The organism is Amycolatopsis sp. NPDC049691, assembly GCF_040675005.1.
Lineage (GTDB): Bacteria > Actinomycetota > Actinomycetes > Mycobacteriales > Pseudonocardiaceae > Amycolatopsis.
Genome location: NZ_JBFANX010000002.1, coordinates 122,937 through 140,710 on the forward strand (window position 1 = coordinate 122,937; position 17,774 = coordinate 140,710).

At 70.5% G+C, this 17,774-nt stretch carries 20 protein-coding genes; 13 read left to right on the forward strand and 7 right to left on the reverse strand.

Features of this window, described 5'->3' with window-relative positions; genetic code table 11:
- Window positions 1-727 precede the first annotated feature (727 nt).
- The 3 genes from AB0J40_RS04785 (at window position 728) to AB0J40_RS04795 (ending at window position 3,583) form a co-directional block, all read left to right on the forward strand.
- Window positions 728-2,155, forward strand: coding sequence for an LCP family protein (locus AB0J40_RS04785; protein WP_364447653.1), 1,428 nt, complete (start codon window positions 728-730; stop codon window positions 2,153-2,155).
- 83 nt (window positions 2,156-2,238) lie between these two features.
- The gene (gene phoU / locus AB0J40_RS04790) at window positions 2,239-2,904 is read left to right on the forward strand and encodes a phosphate signaling complex protein PhoU (protein ID WP_364447655.1); all 666 of its coding nucleotides are present in this window, start codon (window positions 2,239-2,241) and stop codon (window positions 2,902-2,904) included.
- 118 nt (window positions 2,905-3,022) lie between these two features.
- Complete coding sequence (locus AB0J40_RS04795; RefSeq protein WP_364447658.1) at window positions 3,023-3,583, forward strand: dihydrofolate reductase family protein; 561 nt, start codon at window positions 3,023-3,025, stop codon at window positions 3,581-3,583.
- A gap of 78 nt (window positions 3,584-3,661) precedes the next feature.
- Here AB0J40_RS04795 and pstB read toward each other — a convergent pair whose 3' ends face one another.
- The 6 genes from pstB to AB0J40_RS04825 all read right to left on the reverse strand — a co-directional run bounded on the left by pstB (window position 3,662) and on the right by AB0J40_RS04825 (window position 9,563).
- On the reverse strand, window positions 3,662-4,438 hold the full coding sequence (gene pstB, locus AB0J40_RS04800; RefSeq protein WP_086862623.1) for a phosphate ABC transporter ATP-binding protein PstB: 777 nt from the start codon (window positions 4,436-4,438) through the stop codon (window positions 3,662-3,664).
- Between the two features lie 10 nt (window positions 4,439-4,448).
- On the reverse strand, window positions 4,449-5,366 hold the full coding sequence (gene pstA / locus AB0J40_RS04805) for a phosphate ABC transporter permease PstA (RefSeq protein ID WP_364447661.1): 918 nt from the start codon (window positions 5,364-5,366) through the stop codon (window positions 4,449-4,451).
- Window positions 5,367-5,368: 2 nt separating this feature from the next.
- A complete protein-coding gene (pstC, locus tag AB0J40_RS04810) occupies window positions 5,369-6,289 on the reverse strand; it encodes a phosphate ABC transporter permease subunit PstC (RefSeq protein ID WP_364448686.1) in 921 nt (306 codons plus the stop codon).
- A 198-nt stretch (window positions 6,290-6,487) separates the two neighbouring features.
- A complete protein-coding gene (pstS, locus tag AB0J40_RS04815) occupies window positions 6,488-7,618 on the reverse strand; it encodes a phosphate ABC transporter substrate-binding protein PstS (protein ID WP_364447664.1) in 1,131 nt (376 codons plus the stop codon).
- Between the two features lie 225 nt (window positions 7,619-7,843).
- Window positions 7,844-8,749, reverse strand: coding sequence for a mycothiol synthase (gene mshD, locus AB0J40_RS04820; protein ID WP_364447667.1), 906 nt, complete (start codon window positions 8,747-8,749; stop codon window positions 7,844-7,846).
- Between the two features lie 67 nt (window positions 8,750-8,816).
- The gene (locus tag AB0J40_RS04825; RefSeq protein WP_364447669.1) at window positions 8,817-9,563 is read right to left on the reverse strand and encodes a response regulator transcription factor; all 747 of its coding nucleotides are present in this window, start codon (window positions 9,561-9,563) and stop codon (window positions 8,817-8,819) included.
- A gap of 155 nt (window positions 9,564-9,718) precedes the next feature.
- On the opposite strand from AB0J40_RS04825, the gene AB0J40_RS04830 reads away from it, so the two are divergent.
- The 9 genes from AB0J40_RS04830 (at window position 9,719) to AB0J40_RS04870 (ending at window position 15,739) form a co-directional block, all read left to right on the forward strand.
- Complete coding sequence (locus AB0J40_RS04830; protein WP_364447672.1) at window positions 9,719-10,615, forward strand: DUF2993 domain-containing protein; 897 nt, start codon at window positions 9,719-9,721, stop codon at window positions 10,613-10,615.
- A gap of 10 nt (window positions 10,616-10,625) precedes the next feature.
- Window positions 10,626-11,054: a thioredoxin family protein gene (locus AB0J40_RS04835; RefSeq protein WP_364447675.1), complete on the forward strand. Its 429-nt coding sequence runs from the start codon at window positions 10,626-10,628 to the stop codon at window positions 11,052-11,054.
- Between the two features lie 263 nt (window positions 11,055-11,317).
- Window positions 11,318-11,752: a DUF4395 domain-containing protein gene (locus AB0J40_RS04840; protein ID WP_364447678.1), complete on the forward strand. Its 435-nt coding sequence runs from the start codon at window positions 11,318-11,320 to the stop codon at window positions 11,750-11,752.
- A gap of 30 nt (window positions 11,753-11,782) precedes the next feature.
- On the forward strand, window positions 11,783-12,619 hold the full coding sequence (locus AB0J40_RS04845) for a sulfurtransferase (protein ID WP_364447680.1): 837 nt from the start codon (window positions 11,783-11,785) through the stop codon (window positions 12,617-12,619).
- On the forward strand, window positions 12,619-12,930 hold the full coding sequence (locus AB0J40_RS04850) for a DUF1416 domain-containing protein (RefSeq protein WP_364447682.1): 312 nt from the start codon (window positions 12,619-12,621) through the stop codon (window positions 12,928-12,930). Before AB0J40_RS04845 ends, AB0J40_RS04850 begins: the two co-directional genes overlap by 1 nt.
- Before the next feature lie 233 nt (window positions 12,931-13,163).
- Window positions 13,164-13,778 carry an FABP family protein gene (locus AB0J40_RS04855; protein WP_364447685.1) on the forward strand — a complete coding sequence of 205 codons (615 nt, stop codon included), beginning with the start codon at window positions 13,164-13,166 and terminating at the stop codon, window positions 13,776-13,778.
- A 4-nt stretch (window positions 13,779-13,782) separates the two neighbouring features.
- Window positions 13,783-14,379, forward strand: coding sequence for an allophanate hydrolase subunit 1 (locus AB0J40_RS04860; protein ID WP_364447688.1), 597 nt, complete (start codon window positions 13,783-13,785; stop codon window positions 14,377-14,379).
- The gene (locus AB0J40_RS04865; RefSeq protein ID WP_364447690.1) at window positions 14,376-15,224 is read left to right on the forward strand and encodes a biotin-dependent carboxyltransferase family protein; all 849 of its coding nucleotides are present in this window, start codon (window positions 14,376-14,378) and stop codon (window positions 15,222-15,224) included. The genes AB0J40_RS04860 and AB0J40_RS04865 overlap by 4 nt, the downstream gene beginning before the upstream one ends.
- 89 nt (window positions 15,225-15,313) lie before the next feature.
- Window positions 15,314-15,739 (forward strand): hypothetical protein, encoded by a 426-nt coding sequence (locus AB0J40_RS04870; protein ID WP_364447692.1) that lies wholly within the window; start codon window positions 15,314-15,316, stop codon window positions 15,737-15,739.
- Here the strand turns inward: AB0J40_RS04870 and AB0J40_RS04875 are convergent.
- Window positions 15,718-16,566 carry an aminodeoxychorismate lyase gene (locus AB0J40_RS04875; RefSeq protein WP_364447694.1) on the reverse strand — a complete coding sequence of 283 codons (849 nt, stop codon included), beginning with the start codon at window positions 16,564-16,566 and terminating at the stop codon, window positions 15,718-15,720. The genes AB0J40_RS04870 and AB0J40_RS04875 overlap by 22 nt on opposite strands.
- 31 nt (window positions 16,567-16,597) lie before the next feature.
- Between AB0J40_RS04875 and AB0J40_RS04880 the strand changes: the two genes are divergently transcribed.
- The gene (locus tag AB0J40_RS04880) at window positions 16,598-17,737 is read left to right on the forward strand and encodes a folate-binding protein (protein WP_364447696.1); all 1,140 of its coding nucleotides are present in this window, start codon (window positions 16,598-16,600) and stop codon (window positions 17,735-17,737) included.
- Window positions 17,738-17,774: the final 37 nt, after the last annotated feature.

Consider the following 17,774-nt stretch of genomic DNA (forward strand, 5'->3'; position numbering starts at 1 on the left):
GGCAGGCCGCCGCGCGGCTTCCGAAGGTTCTTCCGAGGTAGCTGCGCCGCGCCCGGCCCGACGCCCCGCCGAAGGACGCCCCGGTTCCGAAGGTTCTTCCGAGGCAACCGCGGCGCGGCCGGCCCGCCGCGCCGCCGAAGGACGCCCCAGTCCGGAAAGCTCGGCCGAAGCCGCCGCACCCCGCCCGGCCGGCCGACGCGCTGCCGCCGAAGGCCGCCAGGGTCCCGAAGGCTCCCCCGAAGCGGCCGCACGCCCGGCAGGTCTCGCCCGCCGGGCTGCTGAAAGCGCTCCCGACGCACCTCAACGCCCGGGCGCCGCCGCTCGGCGCGGCACCTCCGACGGCCCCGCTGCCGCTCGGCGCACCGAAAACTCTCCGGAAGCGGCCGCACCGCAGCGCCCCGCGGCTCGCCGGGCCGGAGCGCCCGAAGCCGCCTCCCGGCGCCCCGGGCCCGACAGCTCCGAGGCGGCCACTCCGCAGCGGCCGGCCCGTCGTCCCGCGGCCGAAGGGCCGCGCCGCACGCACGCCGACGGGCCCGCGCCTCGCCTGGCCGGAGCAACCGGGGCAACCGAAGCGGCCGGACCTCGGCGCCCGGGTGCCACGCCCGACAGCCCCGGCCCGCGCCGCGCCGCGGCCGATGGTGCCGTCGCACCCGCCGAAACCGGCGTCGATGCTCCCACCCAGAAGCGTCCTCCGGTCGCCGATGCTCCCAAGCGGCGTCCTGGTGCGGTGCCGGCCCGCACCGAGCTCGATCCGCTCACCATGACCGACGAGATGGAAGCGATCGACGAGGCCACGCAGTACCGCCGCAAGATCGACCACACCCTCGCCCGGTTCTCCGCCGCCCACGACGAGATGGAAGCCGAGGAAGCGAAGCGCCGCGAACGCCGCGAACGCCTCTCGCCCGCTTCGCTCATCGAGAGCACGCGTACAGCGCTTCAGCGTGTCGTCACGCCTACGCCGTCGCCCGAAGAAGCCGCGGAAGAAGCCGCGCAGACCCGGCTCCAGGAGAAGAAGGCCCGGAAGATCGAGCGCTCGGCCCGGTTCGGCCGGATCGCCGCTGCCGTCGTCGCCGGGCTCGTCTTCCTCGGCATCGGGGGCGCCTGGGGCGCGCAGACCTACTTCGACGCCAAGTTCACGCAGGTCTCCGCGCTCGACGAGAACTCGTCCGACATCCAGGACGCCGACGCGCAGGCCAACGACGAGAACTTCCTGATGGTCGGCTCCGACACCCGCGACGGCGCGTCCGCCGAGGAAGGCGTCGGCACCGCCGACAGCACTCCGGGCGCCCGGAGCGACACCGTGATGGTCGCGCACATCCCGGCCGACCGGAAACGCGTCGTCGTCACCTCCTTCCCGCGCGACCTCGAGATCAACCGGCCCGAGTGCCAGCGCTGGGATCCCGCGCAGAGCAAGAACACCGACGAGAAGGTCCCCGCCCAGAAGATCGCGAAGCTCAACACCGCGTACGCCGTCGGCGGGCCGTCGTGCGTCACGAAGGTCATCCAGCAGATCACCGGGCTGCGGATCAACCACTTCGTCGGCATCGACTTCAACGGCTTCAAGGAGATGGTCGACGCCGTCCACGGCGTCACCATCCACAACGAGATCCCGATCGACGACTCCGTTCTCGGCAAGGTGCTGCTGGAGACCGGCGACGTCACGATCTCCGGTGACCAGGCCCTGAACTTCGTGCGCGCCCGGCACGTCAAGGGCGACCCGACGTCCGACTACGGCCGCATCAAGCGGCAGCAGGAGTTCATCGGCGCGCTGCTGCGGAAGGTCATGTCGTCGGACGTCGTGCTCGACCCCGGCAAGCTCAGCGACTTCATCACGGCGTTCGCGAAGGCCACCTTCGGCGACAACCTCGGCGTCAAGCAGATGATGACGCTGGCGCAGTCGATGAAGGGCCTGGACCCGTCCAAGATCTCGTTCCTGACCGTGCCGACGGTCGGCGTGGCCAACAGCCGCGGCAACGAAGTCCTCGTCGTCAGCAAGACCAAGGCCCTCTTCGATGCGCTGCGCAACAACACCCCGCTGCCGGACCCGAACGCGCCCGTCCCGCAGAGCGAGCAGCCGCCGCCGACGAGCACGTCCAAGTCGAAGACCAGCACGTCGAAGTCGACCACGAGCAAGAAGAGCGGCACCACCGGCTGACTCGCGAGGATCGTTAGACCGGGTTCACGTGCGGTTCACCCGGCGATGCGGTGTTTGGTCACGGTTGGCCGTAGGGTTGGGCCATGCGTGAGGCTTACCATGTCGAACTCGAACAGCTCGCCGACCACCTGGCCGCGATGTCGGTCCAGGTCGCCGACGCCATGGAGCGCGCCACGCGGGCACTGCTGGAGGTCGACCTCAGTCTCGCCGAACAGGTGATCAGCGACGACGCGAAGGTCGACGACGCCCGCGCCCAGTGCGAGGAGCAGGCGTACGCCCTGCTGGCCCTGCAGGCGCCCGTGGCGACCGATCTGCGCACGGTGCTGGCGGCGATCCACGCCGCCGAAAGCCTGGAGCGGATGGGCGACCTGGCGCTGCACGTGGCGAAGGCCGCGCGGCGCCGCCACCCCGAGCCGGTGCTGCCCGAGGCGGTGCGGCCGTACTTCGCCGAGATGGGCGAGGTCGCGGTGAAGCTGGCCCGGCAGACCGAGCAGGTCATCAAGTCCAAGGACGTCGAAGCGGCGAAGACGCTCGAGTCCGACGACGACCAGGTGGACGACATCCACCGCCACCTGTTCACGGTGATCATGGACCGCGAGTGGCCGCACGGCGTGGCCGCAGCCGTCGACGTGACCCTGCTGGGCCGCTTCTACGAGCGCTACGCCGACCACGCGGTGTCGGTCGCGAAGCGGATGATCTTCGTGGTGACCGGCAAGATGCCGGGCTACGGCTCCGACGACGACATCTGAGCACCCTCTTCGAAAAGGCCCCTGGCGCAGGTCAGGGGCCTTTTTCGTGGCGACCGACGAGTTTCGCGGCACGCGTGTCTCTCAACGGGTGACAGCACACCCCACGAAGGAGCCGGACATGCGCAAGGTCATCGCCTACGTCAACCTCACCCTCGACGGCCACCTGGCCGGCCCGGCGGGCGAGCTGGACTGGATGCTCCCCGACCCCGAGCTGAACATCGCCCTGTCGGACGAGCTGCGCGGGCGCGTCGACACGATCCTCACGGGCCGGAACTTCCACCACGGGATCGAGCAGAACTTCCGTGCCCAGGCGGCCGACCCGGCGAGCCCGGCCGAGCTGGCCGACTTCGCCACGTGGATGATTTCGACGCCGCAGGTGGTCTTCTCGCGGTCGCTGACCGAAGTGGCCGCACCCCACCGCCTGGCCGGCGACCTCGCCGGGGAGGTCGCGAAGCTGAAGGCGTTGCCCGGCAAGGACATGGTGCTCTTCGGCGGGGTGTCGATCGTGCGGCAGTTCGTCCGCGAAGGGCTGGTCGACGAGTACTGGATCAAGCTCTACCCGACGGCGATCGGCGCGGGGCAGCCGATGTTCACCGAACGGCGGCGGGAACTGCGGCTGGTGGAAAGCAAAACGTGGGAATCGGGAATCCTGACGCTGCGGTACACCCCCAAGCGGTGATCCACAAAGGACAAAAGAAAAGGCCTTTCTCGCCGACCCCGAGCACCGGCGAGAAAGGCCTTGTCCCCCAACGACGACTCAGCCGAAGCGGCCGGAAATGTAGTCTTCCGTGGCCTTTTCGTCCGGGTTGGAGAAGATCTTCTCCGTGTCGTTGAGCTCCACCAGCCGGCCCGGCTGCCCCACGCCCGCCAGGTTGAAGAACGCCGTCTGGTCGGAAACCCGCGCCGCCTGCTGCATGTTGTGCGTCACGATGACGATCGTGTAGTCCTTCTTCAGCTCGCCGATCAGGTCCTCGATCGCGAGCGTCGAGATCGGGTCCAGGGCCGAGCACGGCTCGTCCATCAGCAGGACGTCCGGCTGCACCGCGATCGCCCGCGCGATGCACAGCCGCTGCTGCTGACCACCCGACAGGCCGCCGCCCGGCTTGTTCAGGCGGTCCTTGACCTCGTTCCACAGGTTCGCGCCGCGCAGGGCGCGCTCGGCGATGTCGTCGAGGGTCTTCTTGCCCTTGGTGCCGCCCAGCTTCAGGCCCGCCACCACGTTGTCCTTGATGGACATCGTCGGGAACGGGTTGGGACGCTGGAACACCATGCCGATCGTGCGGCGCACCTGCACCGGGTCGACCGCCGACGCGTAGATGTCCTCGCCGTCCAGGAGCACCTGGCCGTCCACGCGGGCGCCCGGGATGACCTCGTGCATGCGGTTCAGCGTCCGCAGCACCGTCGACTTGCCGCAGCCCGACGGGCCGATGAACGCGGTGACGTTGCGCGGCGGCACCGAGAGGGTGACGCCGTCCACGGCGTGGAACTTGCCGTAGTAGATGTCCACGTCCTTGACGTCGATTCGCTTGGCCATGACTGACAGCTCACTTCTTCTTCGGGGCGACAAGGCGCGCGAACACGGTGGCGAGGAGGTTGATGACGGCGATGATGAGCACCAGGGTCAGTGCCGCGCCCCAGATCCGGTCGAAGCCGACCGAGCCCGGGTCCATCGGGTTGCTGACCCGTTCGTTGTTCATCAGCAGCGGCAGGGCCGCCTGCTCGCCGTGGAAGATGTCCCAGTTCGTGTAGGCCGAGTACCCGACCAGGACCAGCAGCGGCGCCGTCTCGCCCATCACGCGGGCCAGCGCCATCATGACGCCGCCGACGATGCCGGACAGCGCCGTCGGCAGCACGATCTTCATGATCGTCTTCCACTTCGGCACGCCCAGCGCGTACGACGCCTCGCGCAGGTCGTCCGGGACGATCCGCAGCATCTCCTCCGACGACCGGACGACGACCGGGATCATCAGCAGCACCAGGGCCAGCGACACGGCGAAACCGCTGCGCGGCAGCCCGAGCGTGGTGATCCACAGCGCGTAGATGAACAGCGCCGCCACGATCGACGGGACACCGGAGAGGATGTCGACCATGAACGTGGTCGCCTTGGCGAGCTTGCCGTTGCGGCCGTACTCGACGAGGTAGATCGCGACGAGCATGCCGATCGGCACCGCGATGACCGCGCAGACCAGGCCCTGCAGCAGGGTGCCGATGATGGCGTGCAGCACGCCGCCGCCGACCTCGTCGGACAGGACCGAGCCGAAGTCCTCGGACCACCAGTTGCTGTACGGGATGCGCTTGATGCCGTACGCGATCACCGTGTACAGCACCCACACCAGCGGGACGACGGCGATCAGGAACGACAGCCAGACCAGTGTGGTCGCCAGCCCGTTCTTGACCTTGCGGCCCAGGCTGACCTGCTGGAACGCCGGGGTCGTCGCGGGAGCTTCGAGCGTGGTGGACATGCTCAGTCCCCCTTCTTGCCGATGATGGACCGCGCGAAGAAGTTCACGACGAACGTGAGCACGAACAGCACCAGGCCGGCCGCGATGTACGCGCCGGCCGAGACCTCGTTGTTGAACTCGCTGTAGTTCGCGGCGATCTTCGAGGCGAAGGTCGCGCCGCCGTCGAAGAGGCTCCAGTCGAAGTTCTTGCCCTGCGGGATCAGCAGGATGACGGCGAGGGCGATCGTCTCGCCCAGTGCGCGGCCGAGGCCGAGCATGGACGCGCCGACGTAGCCCGCCTTGCCGAACGGCAGCACCGTCGTGCGGATGACCTCCCAGCGCGTCGCGCCGAGGGCGAGCGCGCCTTCGATGTGCGGCGTCGGCGTCCGCTCGAACACCTCGCGGGACAGCGACGTGATGATCGGCAGGATCATCACGGCCAGCACGATGCCGGCGGTGAAGATGGTGCCGCGCACGCTGGGCGCGACGTTGCCGGGCGCGAGGATCGGGAACCACGAGAACGTGTCGTTGATCCACTGCGCGAACGGCTCGATCGCCGGGGCGAACACGAGGATGCCCCACAGGCCGAAGATGATCGACGGCACCGCGGCGAGCAGGTCGATGATGTACGCGAACGGCCGGGCGAGCCGCGACGGCGCGTACTGCGTCAGGAACAGCGCGATGCCCAGCGAGATCGGCATCGCGATGATCAGCGCCACGACCGACGTCGCCACGGTGACCTCGAGCAGGTCGAGGATGCCGAACGACATGTTCGCCGGGTCGCTGGTCGACCAGCCGTGGTTGGTCAGGAAGTTGACCTTGTCGGCCTTCAGCGCCGGGATCGCCTGGATGAGCAGGAAGAGCCCGATCAGGCCGATCAGGGCGACGACGAAGATCCCGGCCCCGGTGGTCAGGTTCTGGAAGATGCGGTCACCGGGCCGCACCTTCTTCGCTTTCTCGCTCGCGGGCGGCTGCGGCGCCGCCGGGGAGCCTGGTTGCTCCGAAATCGGGACCTCCGGGGGCGTCGTGGCGGACGACGAACGCCCACCGGGGTCGCCGGTGGGCGTTCGCGTCGAGGATGACTCGCTCATCAGCTACTTCTGACCAGCCTCTATCACTCGGATGTCAGTCGCAACGCCGGGTCAGGAGATGGCCTTGACGGCGGCCAGGACCTTCGTCTGCAGCGACTGCGGGATCGGCACGTAGCCCTTGGCGGACAGCGGCTGCTGGCCGTCGGTGGCGGCCACCGTCAGGAACGCCTTGACGGCCTTCGCGACGTCCGGGTTCGCGTACTTCGAGCAGACGATCTCGTAGGTCGTCAGCAGCAGCGGGTAGGCACCCGGGGTGTTGCTGGCGTAGATCGCGTTCAGGTCGAGCGCGAGGTCGTTCGAGCCGTCCTTGAGGAACTTGGCCGCGTCGAGGGACTTCGCCACGTTCGCCGCGTTGAGCTCGACGCCGCCGGAGCCGCTGTCGATCAGCGCCGGGGTCAGGCCGTCCTTGGCGAACGCGCCCTCGACGTAGGTGATGCCGCCGTCGGAGGCCTTCACCGCGGTCGCGACACCGTTGGAGCCCTGGGCACCGTTGCCGACGCCGCCGTTGAACTTCTTGCCGGCACCCTTGGTCCAGTCGGCCTTGGCCGCCGCGGACAGGTACTTCTGGAAGTTGTCGGTGGTGCCCGACTCGTCGGCGCGCGAGACGACCTGGATGGGCTTGTCCGGCAGGTTCAGGCTCTCGTTGCCCTTGACCGCCTTGATGGCCGGGTCGTTCCACTTGGTGATGCCACCGCTGAAGATCTTCGCGACGACCGACGGGGTCAGCGTCAGCTTGTCCACACCGGACAGCTTGTAGGCGACGGCCACCGGGCCGACGACCATCGGGATGTTCCAGGCGTCGCTCGCGCAACGCTTGTTGGCGGCTTCGAGGTCCGCGCCGGTGACCGGCGAGTCCGAGCCGCCGAAGTCGATCTGGTTGGCGTTGAACTGCTTGACGCCCGCGCCCGAGCCGCTCGGGTTGTAGTTGACCTGCTGGCCGGAGCACTTCTTGCCGTACTGCTGCGTGAAGATGTCGATGGCGTTCTTCTGCGCCGACGAACCTTCCGCGGAGAGCGGGCTCTTGCCACCGCACTCCACGTCGGCGGTGCCGGTGGCAGCGGGCGCCGAAGCCGAGTTCGAGCTGCTGCTGTTGGACGCCGCGGGGTCGGAACCACAGGCGGCGAGCACGAGGGCGGCGCTCGCGACGATGCCCACCGCGCTCAGGGGCCGCATGATCTTCACTGCTGTTTCCTCCATCAGGAGCTTGACCGGGTCGCCGCGGCGTGGTGCCGCAACGGATCCGGACATTAGGCAGCCCTGGTGGACGGTCGGCCCTCATCAAATGAACGCGAAGTGAACAAGGCGCCCGATGTGAGGAGTGCTACTAGCCTGGAAGGGCGCCGTGTCCTGGCCGTGACCTGCGCGTATGCCCTCAGTGACGAGCCGCTCGCGCCGCGTCGACCGTGGTCACCGACCGTACTGGACGTCGGTTTCGTGACGCGTGAACCCGAGCTTGGTGTAGACCGCGAGCGCCGGGGCGTTGTCGCCCTCGACGTACAGGATGATCTGCCCCAGCCCCCGGCTCGCGAGGTACCGCAGGCCGGCCAGCGTCAGCGCCCGCCCGAGCCCGCCGCCCTGCGCCGCCGGGTCGACGCCGACGACGTAGACCTCGCCGACGCGCTCGCCGCCGAACCGGCCCGGCGTCGGCTCGTGGACCTTCGTCCAGTGGAAGCCGATGACCTCGCCCTGTTCTTCGGCGAGGAAGAACCCGTCGGCGTCGAACCACGGACGAGCCTCGTCGGCGCGGATGTCGTCGGCGGTCAGCGCGCCCTGTTCGGGGTGCCAGTCGAAGGCCCGCGCGTTGACCCGCACTACGGCGTCCTCGTCCTGCCCCGGCACGAACGTGCGCAGCGAGACGCCGTCACGCAGCCGCGGCTCCGGCCAGTCCGCGTCCTTGACGTCGGTGTGCAGGATCAGCAGCTCGCGCTTGCGCTCGAAGCCGACCTTCTGCGCCAGCTTCCGCGCCGCCGGGTGGTCGCCGTGCGCCCAGATGCGGAAGCCGACGGCGGCCCGCTCGTCGACCGCCCGCAGGAGCTTCGCGCCGTAGCCGCGGTCGCGGTGGGCGGGGTGCACGAACAGCTCGGCGACCTGGTGCCCGAAGGAGTCGCCGGTGGTGTCGAGGTGGGCGTAGCCGACGACCTCGCCCTCGACGCAGGCGACGAGGTGCTCACCGCCGTCGAACTCACCAGGCAGCGGCCCGTCGGGTTCGACCTCCGGCCGCCCATCGGCGTCGCGGACGGCCAGCAGCAGCCCGCGGACGTCGTCGAGTTGCTTGTCGTCCAGTTCCTGGCGCCACTCGCCGTCTCCAGTCACCCTGCGACCGTACCCGCGCCGGAGGCAACGCGACGGCTGTCACCGCGTCCTGGAAAGTGTGATGGCGTCAGTGCGCGAGCTCGGGGGTCTCCGCCGGTGCTTCGGCCGGGACCGCCGCCTGGCGGGGGACGCCGCCCTTGGCGGGCCGCTCGAACTTGTAGCCGACGTTGCGCACGGTGCCGATCATCTGCTCGTGCTCGGGGCCGAGCTTCGCGCGCAGCCGCCGGACGTGCACGTCGACCGTGCGGGTGCCGCCGAAGAAGTCGTAGCCCCAGACCTCCTGCAGCAGCTGGGCGCGGGTGAAGACCCGGCCGGCGTGCTGGGCGAGGTACTTGAGCAGCTCGAACTCCTTGTAGGTCAGCTCCAGGGTGCGCTTGCGCAGGCGGGCGGTGTAGGTCGCCTCGTCGATGACCAGCTCGCCGACGCGCAGCTCGGCGTCGACCTGCTGGGAACCGCCGTCGCGGGTCGTCACCAGCCGCAGCCGGGCGTCGACCTCGGCCGGGCCCGCGGTCGGCAGGAGGATGTCGTCGGTGCGCCACTCGGCGCTCACCGCGACCAGCCCGCCCTCGCCGACGACGGCGATGATCGGGGTCGCGGCCTCGTCCTCGCCGGTGCCCTTGAGCAGCCGGCAGAGGCTCTTCGCCGAGGCCAGGTCGCTGCGGGCGTCGAGGAGGATCACGTCGCGGTGGCCCGCGTCGAGCAGGGCCGTCACCTCGGGAGCGCGGACGCGTACGGTGTGCGGCAGCAGGTCCAGCGCGGGGAGCACCGAAGTGGCGTCGGCTTCCGCAGTCAGTACCAGAAGGTCCAGGCTCATCAGCCGCACCGCCTTCACAAGTCGTCGCCTCACAGGTGGCGTTCGCCGGTGCTAAGTGAGAATAGCGGCTGAACGGCCGGGCACCTAACCCTTGCTGGATCGATCACACCTGGAGGAACTCCCGGGTGTCCCCGACGAACAGGAGTACGGACGCGATGGTGAGCAGGCCCGTGACCCGGGACGACCGACCCGCACCGAGGCCGGACGCGCGGCGCCGCGGGCGCCGGGCCCGCCGCTGGGTGATCGCGCTCGTCGTCCTGGTCTTGCTGCTGGTCGGCGCCGATTTCGGGGCCGCGGCGTACGCCGAGCACATGATCTCGCAGAAGGCCCGTACGCAGCTGCAGCTGACCGACGACCCGTCGGTGACGATCCACGGCTTCCCGTTCCTCACGCAGGCCCTGGGCGGTGACTACAGTCACATCAGCGTGTCCGCCGCGGGCGTGCCGGTCGCCGGCAAGCTCCAGGACGTCGCCGTGAACGCCGAGCTCGAGGACGTCACCGCGCCGCTGTCGGACCTCACCAACGGCAACACGAAGGCGATCACGATCGGCAAGCTGACCGGCTCGGTGACCGTCAAGGCCGCCGACCTCGCGCGCCTGTCGCCGCTGGACAAGATCAAGGACCTGCGGATCGAGCCGTCGACCACCCAGTACGTCCAGAACGGCGACAGCGGGCAGAGCGAGCCGACGCCGACCACGACGACCACCGAGGGCCAGGCCGACCAGGACGAGTCGAGCACCGGCGTCCGCATTTCGGGACACCTTCCGTTCGCGGGCAAGGATCTGGAAATCTTCTGCTTCGCGATGATCGAGGCCGACGCGAAGGGCGGGACGATCGACTTCGTCCCCAAGCGGCTGCAGTTCGGGAATGACCAGGAGACGACGGTCGTTCCCCAGGCGGTGCAGAACGCGCTGATGCCGAACTTCAAGGCGTCGATCAGCACGAAGGACCTGCCGCTGTCGGTCACCCCGACCGGCGTGCGGGTGCAGAGCGGATCGGTGACGATCAAGGGCGAAGCGACGAACGTGTCCTTCGCGGACCTGAGCAGGTAAGGAGCCGCCGGTGACGGGGCTGTGGGTGCTCGTGGCGGTGCTGGTGGTGGCCACGGCCGTCGGCCTGCTGCTGAAGGCGCGCAACGGCCGGGTCCGGAACGCCAAGCCCGCCGGCCGTGCGCTGCCCGGCCCCGTCACCGACGTGCTCGACCCGGCGTCCGCCGTCACGCTGGTCCAGATCTCCACCACCTTCTGCGCGCCCTGCCGGCACGCGAAGGCCGTGCTCGAGCCGCTGGCCGAGCGCACCGACGGCCTGCACCACGTCGAACTCGACGTCACGAACTCCCCGGAGGTCGCGCAGTCGCTGTCCGTCCTGCGGACGCCGACCACGATCGCGCTGACGCCGGACGGCCGGGAGCTGCTGCGCGTCGGCGGCGTCCCCAAGGGCCCTGAGCTGCTGGACGCGCTGCGGCCCCATCTCACGACCCGGACGTCCTGACCAGCGATTGTCCCGAGTACTGGGAATCGTCCCAAGGTATGAACGTGGTTCCCACCCTGAGAGAGCTCTGGGTACCCTCGCACCCGTGACCGGGCTGACCACCTTCTTGACGCAGCGACGCGCAGTCGACCTCTGCCGCGTCCGCAGCAGCCTGTGTCGCGCTTCCTCCGACCGGCGCTGAAGCACGTCCGGTCCCGCCCAGCCCCGATGCCGCTGAAGCGTGCCGTTCGCACGCACCCCGCTTTGCCCCAGCTGGAGGAACCATGTCCGCCGGACCGGCCGTCGACCCGCGTGGCCCGCGGTTCGCCGCCATCCTGACCACGATCGTGCTCGCGGTCGTCCTGGTCACCCAGTGGTGGCCGCTGCTGGCGATCCAGACCGTCGTGTTCGCCATCGGCGCGTTCGTCGGGCTCAAGCCGGCGCCTTACTCGATCGTGTACCGCGCGCTCGTGGCCCCGCGCCTCGGCCCGACGTCCGAGCGCGAGGACGCGGCGCCGCTGCGGTTCGCCCAGGCCGTCGGGTTCGTGTTCGCCCTGGTCGGCACGATCGGTTTCGCCGCGGGAATCGCCCCGCTCGGCATCGTCGCGACGGCGTTCGCGCTGTTCGCGGCCTTCCTCAACGCGGCCTTCAACTTCTGCCTCGGCTGCGAAATGTACTTGCTCATCAAGCGCTTCAGCCCCGCCCGCGCGTCGTCCTGAAGTCCAACCCAGAAAGAGAGTTCTGTTCTCATGAGCCGTGAAGACGTCCTGGTCACCACCCAGTGGGCCGAGGAGAACCTGGACACCCCCGGCGTCGTGTTCGCCGAGGTCGACGAGGACACCACCGCCTACGACGCCGGCCACATCCGGGGCGCGGTGAAGTTCGACTGGCGGAAGGACCTGCAGGACGGGGTGCGCCGCGACTTCGTCTCCAAGGAGGGCTTCGAGAAGCTCCTGTCGGAGAAGGGCATTTCGAACGACGACCTCGTCATCCTCTACGGCGGCAACAACAACTGGTTCGCGGCGTACGCGTACTGGTACTTCAAGCTGTACGGCCACGAGAAGGTCAAGCTGCTCGACGGCGGCCGCAAGAAGTGGGAGCTCGACGGCCGCGAGCTGAACTCGGACGAGGTCAAGCGCGACCGCACCGAGTACAAGGCCCAGGACCAGGACCTGTCGCTGCGCGCGTTCCGCGACGAGGTCGTCCAGTCGATCGGCGTGAAGAACTTCGTCGACGTGCGCTCGCCCGACGAGTTCTCCGGCAAGCTGCTCGCCCCGGCGCACCTGCCGCAGGAGCAGTCCCAGGTTCCCGGCCACATCCCCGGCGCGCTGAACGTGCCGTGGGCGAAGGTCGCCAACGAGGACGGCACCTTCAAGACCGAGGAAGAGATCAAGGAGCTCTACAAGGACGAGGGCATCGACGAGGGCAAGGGCACCATCGCCTACTGCCGCATCGGTGAGCGCTCCTCCATCGCCTGGTTCGCGCTGCACGAGCTGCTGGGCTACGAGGACGTCAAGAACTACGACGGTTCGTGGACGGAATACGGCTCGCTGGTCGGCGTGCCGGTCGAGTTGGGAGCCAAGTGATGGCGGTAGACGACAGCTGCGGCGCACCGGTCCAGGAGGCCACGCCGGCGGACTTCGACACCCGGGGGCAGGTCGTGCTCGCCGGCAAGGTGACGGGCGCGAACGGGCCGGTCGGCGGCGCGTTCGTCCGGTTGCTGAACGGCGGCGGCGACTTCACGGGCGAGGTGGTCTCCTCGGCCGACGGCGACTTCCGCTTCTACGCGGCGCCGGGTGACTGGACGGTCCGCGCCCTGCACCGCACGGGCAACGGCGAGGCTTCGGTCACGGCCGAGGGCCCGGGCCTGCACCAGCTGGCCATCTCGGTCGGCTGACGTTCGTTCCCGGGAAGGGCACCGCCACTTCGGTGGCGGTGCCCTTCTTCGCGTTTCCGGCCGGGTGACTGTGCTCACCGTGGCGACCCTGCGCGGGGCCGGACGCGGGGCGGCGGACTAAGCTGCCAGCCGTGGAAGCCTTGTTTACGACCCTCCTGGTGCTGGCGGGCGTCGCGATCACCTGGTTCGCCGTCTACGTCGTTTACCGGCTGTACGCGGACCAGCGCTGACCCATGACCGCCAGCGGCGACGAAGCCATCGCGGCAGCGGAGGCCCGTGCGGAGAGCACCCGTACGCGCAACCTCCCGCTGTGGGACGACCTGCCCATCCCGAACGACACCGCGAACCTGCGTGAGGGCCCGAACCTCAACGACGCCTGTCTCGCGCTGCTGCCGCTCGTCGGCGTCTGGCGCGGGGAGGGCGAGGTCGACTACCCGACCATCGACGGCCCGTACAAGTTCGCGCAGCAGCTGACGATCTCCCACGACGGCCGCCCCTTCCTGATCCACGAGGCCCGTTCGTGGCTGCTGGACGACGACGGCAACGTCATCCGCCCGGCCGCCCGCGAGTCCGGGTTCTGGCGGCCGCAGGAGGACGACACGATCGAGCTGCTGCTCACCCACAACACCGGCATCGTCGAGCTGTACTACGGCAAGCCACGCAACCAGACGTCCTGGGAGCTCGGCACCGACGCGGTGATCCGCACGGCCACGGCCAAGGACGTCACCGCGGCCCAGCGGCTGTACGGCCTGATCGAAGGCTCCCTCGGCTACGTCGAGGAACGCGCGATGGTGGGCCAGGAGATGCAGCCCCACTCCTCGGCCCTGCTGCGCCGCGTCGTCGGCTGACGCCGTGCGCTGGCGGCCGTGTGGCGCGGACGCCGCCCTGCTCGACTGCGACTCCCTCGAGCAGATGCGGGCGGCCCACGCGACCGTGGCTGCCGCCCGCCCGGCCGGGGTCGTCGACCTCGTGCCCGGCGCTCGCAGCCTGCTCGTCGTCGGCGGGGTCGCCGCCGTGAAAGCCCTGCTCGAAGACGCCGATCTGACGCACCCACCCGCCGGTGAACCGCGCGAAGTGACTCTCGACGTCCGTTACGACGGCGAAGACCTCTCCCTGATCGCGTCGGATGCCGGGATCTCCACCGACGCCGTCGTCGAGCTGCACACCGAAGCCGTCTACACGGTCGCCTTCACCGGCTTCGCGCCCGGTTTCGGCTACCTGACCGGGCTTCCCTCGCCGCTGCGGCAGCCGCGGCTGGAGTCCCCGCGCACCCGCGTCCCGGCCGGGTCGGTGGGCCTGGCCGGCGAATTCACCGGCGTCTACCCACGCGAATCGCCGGGTGGCTGGCGGCTGCTCGGCCACACGTCGGCGACGCTGTTCGACCCCCGCGCCGACCCGCCCGCGTTGTTCGCGCCCGGCGACCGCGTCCGCTTCCGGAGCGTCCGGTGAGGTCCCTCGAAGTGCTCGACCCCGGGCGGTACGCGCTGGTCGAGGACCTGGGCCGGCCCGGCTACGCGCACCTCGGGGTCGCGCCGTCCGGCGCGCTGGACACGGGGTCCCTGCGGCTGGCGAACCGGCTGGTCGGCAACCCCGCGACGGCCGCGGGCATCGAAGCGCTGCTGGGCGGCATCGAGGTGCGGCTCACCTCCTCCGCGACGGTCGCGGTGACCGGCCCGGCCGTCGATGTCTCCGTCGACGGCCGCTCCTTCGGCTCCCACGTCCCGGTGCCGGTGCGGGCCGGGCAGACGCTGACCGTCGGCACGCCGTCGGCCGGTCTGCGCTGCTACCTGGCGGTGTCCGGCGGGATCGCCGTCGAGGAGGTGCTGGGCAGCCGCTCCCGCGACGTCCTGTCCGGCATCGGCCCCGAGCCGCTGGCAGCCGGGGCCGTGCTGCCCCTCGGCGAGCCGGCCGGGATCCCGGCGGGCGCGGACGTCGTCGTCCCGGCACCGGCGCCGGCCGAGCTGGTGGTGCCGGTGACGCTCGGCCCGCGCGACGGCTGGCTCGCCGACCCGGCGCGCGGGCTCTCCGCGTGGTGGACCGTCACGGCGGAGTCCAACCGCGTCGGCCTGCGCCTCGACGGGACGCCGCTGCGCCGCGCGATCGACGGCGAGCTGCCCAGCGAAGGGGTCGTCACGGGCGCGATCCAGGTGCCGCCGAACGGGCTGCCGGTGGTGTTCCTCGCCGACCACCCGACGACCGGCGGCTACCCCGTCGCGGCCGTCGTGCGGCCCGCCGCGCTGAGCGCGCTCGCCCAGGCCCGCCCGGGCGTCCGCGTGCGGTTCCGGCTGACCTGAACCGCCAAGCGGGTGAGACCCGGATCACCCGGTGCACCCGTCCGCGTGAGTGCTGGAACCATGTCGCGCCGTCACCCGTCCTGATAGGCGTGGAACAGGTGACGATCAGCGGTGGCACGGGTTTCCTCGACGTGAACACGCGGGTGCGGGCGGAGCTGCCCCAGTCGCTGCGGATCGCGCTGGCCACCGGCCAGCTGCGCCGCCCGCTCGCCACCACGCTCGGCCCGGTCCTCGACCTGCTCGTCGACGGCGACTACCGCGTCAGCGGCCCGGAACGGCTGCCCGAAGACCGGCTGCTGACCCCGACCGACGCCTGGCCGCCGTCCGACGAGGCCCGCGTCGGCTACTACCGGACGGCGATCCGCACCGGCCACCGCCCGGTCGCGGTCGTGCTGGCCGACGGCGACCGCGAGCTGATCATCGACGGCCACCACAAGATCGCCGCCTACCGCGCCGAAGAGGTCGCCCCCGCCGTCGTCCGGATCCGCCTCGGTCAGGAGTACTCGGCCTCGTAGGCCGCCACGAGCTCGGCGTAGACCGCCGACGAGTCCGGCAGCCGCTCGCCGTCGAGGGTGTGCACGCGGGTCAGCTTGCGCACGCTCGACGCCATGAAGACGCCGTCGCCCTCGACGAGGTCGCGCACGGTCAGCGGCTCGACCTTGACCGCCCAGCCGGCCTTCTCGGCGCCGCGGAACAGCGCGGCCTGGGTGGTGCCCGGCAGGATGCCGATGCTCGACGGCGGCGTGTAGAGCGTCCGCCCCTTCGCGAGCACCACGGTCGAGGTCGGCCCCTCGAAGATCGAACCGTCGGCGGCGGTGAAAATCACATCGTCGGCGCCGCGGCGGCCGGCTTCGCGCACGGCCGCCATGTTCATCGCGTACGACAGCGGCTTCGCGCCGAGCAGCAGCCAGGGCGCCCGCTCGGCGAGGTCCGGCGGGAAGCCGCGTTCGAGGGTGATCGCGGCGACGCCTTCGGCGCGCGCCGTCAAGATCGACGGCGGGACCTCGGAACCCAGGGCGAACCCGGTCGGGACGGCGGCCGGGTCGCCGTCGGATCCCCTGGTGTACACCAGTTTCAGCGTCATTTCGCGGCCGCCGGTCCACCGCTGGAGCACCTGCGCGACCACGCGTTCCCACGCGGCGAGGTCGGGCTCGGGCAGGTCGAGCATGGCCGCCGAGCGGGCCAGCCGCTCGAGGTGGGGACGCAGTTCACGGGGCTTGCCGTCGACGACCAGGATCGTCTCGAAGACCCCGTCCCCGCGCAGCAGACCGAGGTCGTCGACCTTGATCTGGGCGGCTTCGGGGTCGGCCGGGGTTCCGTCGAGGAAGACGAGCACGCGCATGCCGACACGGTACTCACCTAGGCTGGGCGGTATGCCGTACCGCTCGCCGCTGCTGGACGTGCCCGGATCGATCCCCGCCCCTGAGTCTGACACTGTGCACCCCGAGGCCGGAGTGCCCTGGCACTGGGGAGACCCCTTCGCGGAGCAGCGCACGGCCTCGCGCAGCGCGGTCGTCATCGACCGGTCGCACCGCGAGTTCCTCGCCGTCAGCGGCGAAGAACGGTTGTCGTGGCTGCACCTGGTCATCTCGCAGCACGTGACCGAGCTGGCCGAAGGTTCCGGCACCGAGGCGCTGGTGCTGGACAGCCAGGGCCGCGTCGAGACGCACATGGTGGTCGCGCACCTCGACGGCACCGTCTACCTCGACACCGACCCGGGCACGAGTGTCACCAGCGCGCTGCCCAAGGGCGGCCCCCAGACGCTGCACGAGTACCTCGAGGCGATGAAGTTCTGGTCCAAGGTGGACATCCGCGACGCGACCGGCGAGCTCGCGCTGCTCACCGTGCTCGGCCCGGACGCCGAGCGCGTGCTGAGCGCGGTCGGCGCCGAGATCGGCCCGGAGCCGTACGCGGTCGCGGCGCTGCCCGGTGGCGGGTTCGCGCGGCGGATGCCGTGGCCCGGCCGGTGGAGCGTCGACCTGGCGGTGCCGCGCGGCTCCCTCGTCGAGTGGTGGAAGCGGCTCACCGACGCAGGCGCCCGCGCCGCCGGCAGCTGGGTGTTCGACGCCCTGCGCGTCGAGTCGCTGCGGCCGCGGCTGGGTGTCGACACCGACGACCGCACGATCCCGCACGAGGTGGGCTGGGTCGGCTCGGCCGCGCACGTCGCGAAGGGCTGCTACCGCGGCCAGGAGACCGTGTCGAAGGTCCACAACGTGGGCCGCCCGCCGCGCAACCTCCTCCTGCTGCACCTCGACGGCTCACCCGAGGTCACACCCGAGACCGGCGACCCGGTGCTGCTCGACGGCCGGACCGTCGGCCGGATCGGCACGGTCATCCAGCACCACGAGCTCGGCCCGATCGCGTTGGCGCTGGTCAAGCGCTCGACGCCGGTGGGCGCCGAGCTGCTGACCGGTTCCGAGGACAACCTTGTCCAGGCGGCGATCGATCCGGATTCCGTCCCTTCGGAGCAGCCCGCACCCGGCCGTGCGGCGGCGGCGCAACTCCGTGGCTGAACGAAAGCCCCTGACAGCGAGATCACGCTCAACCGGG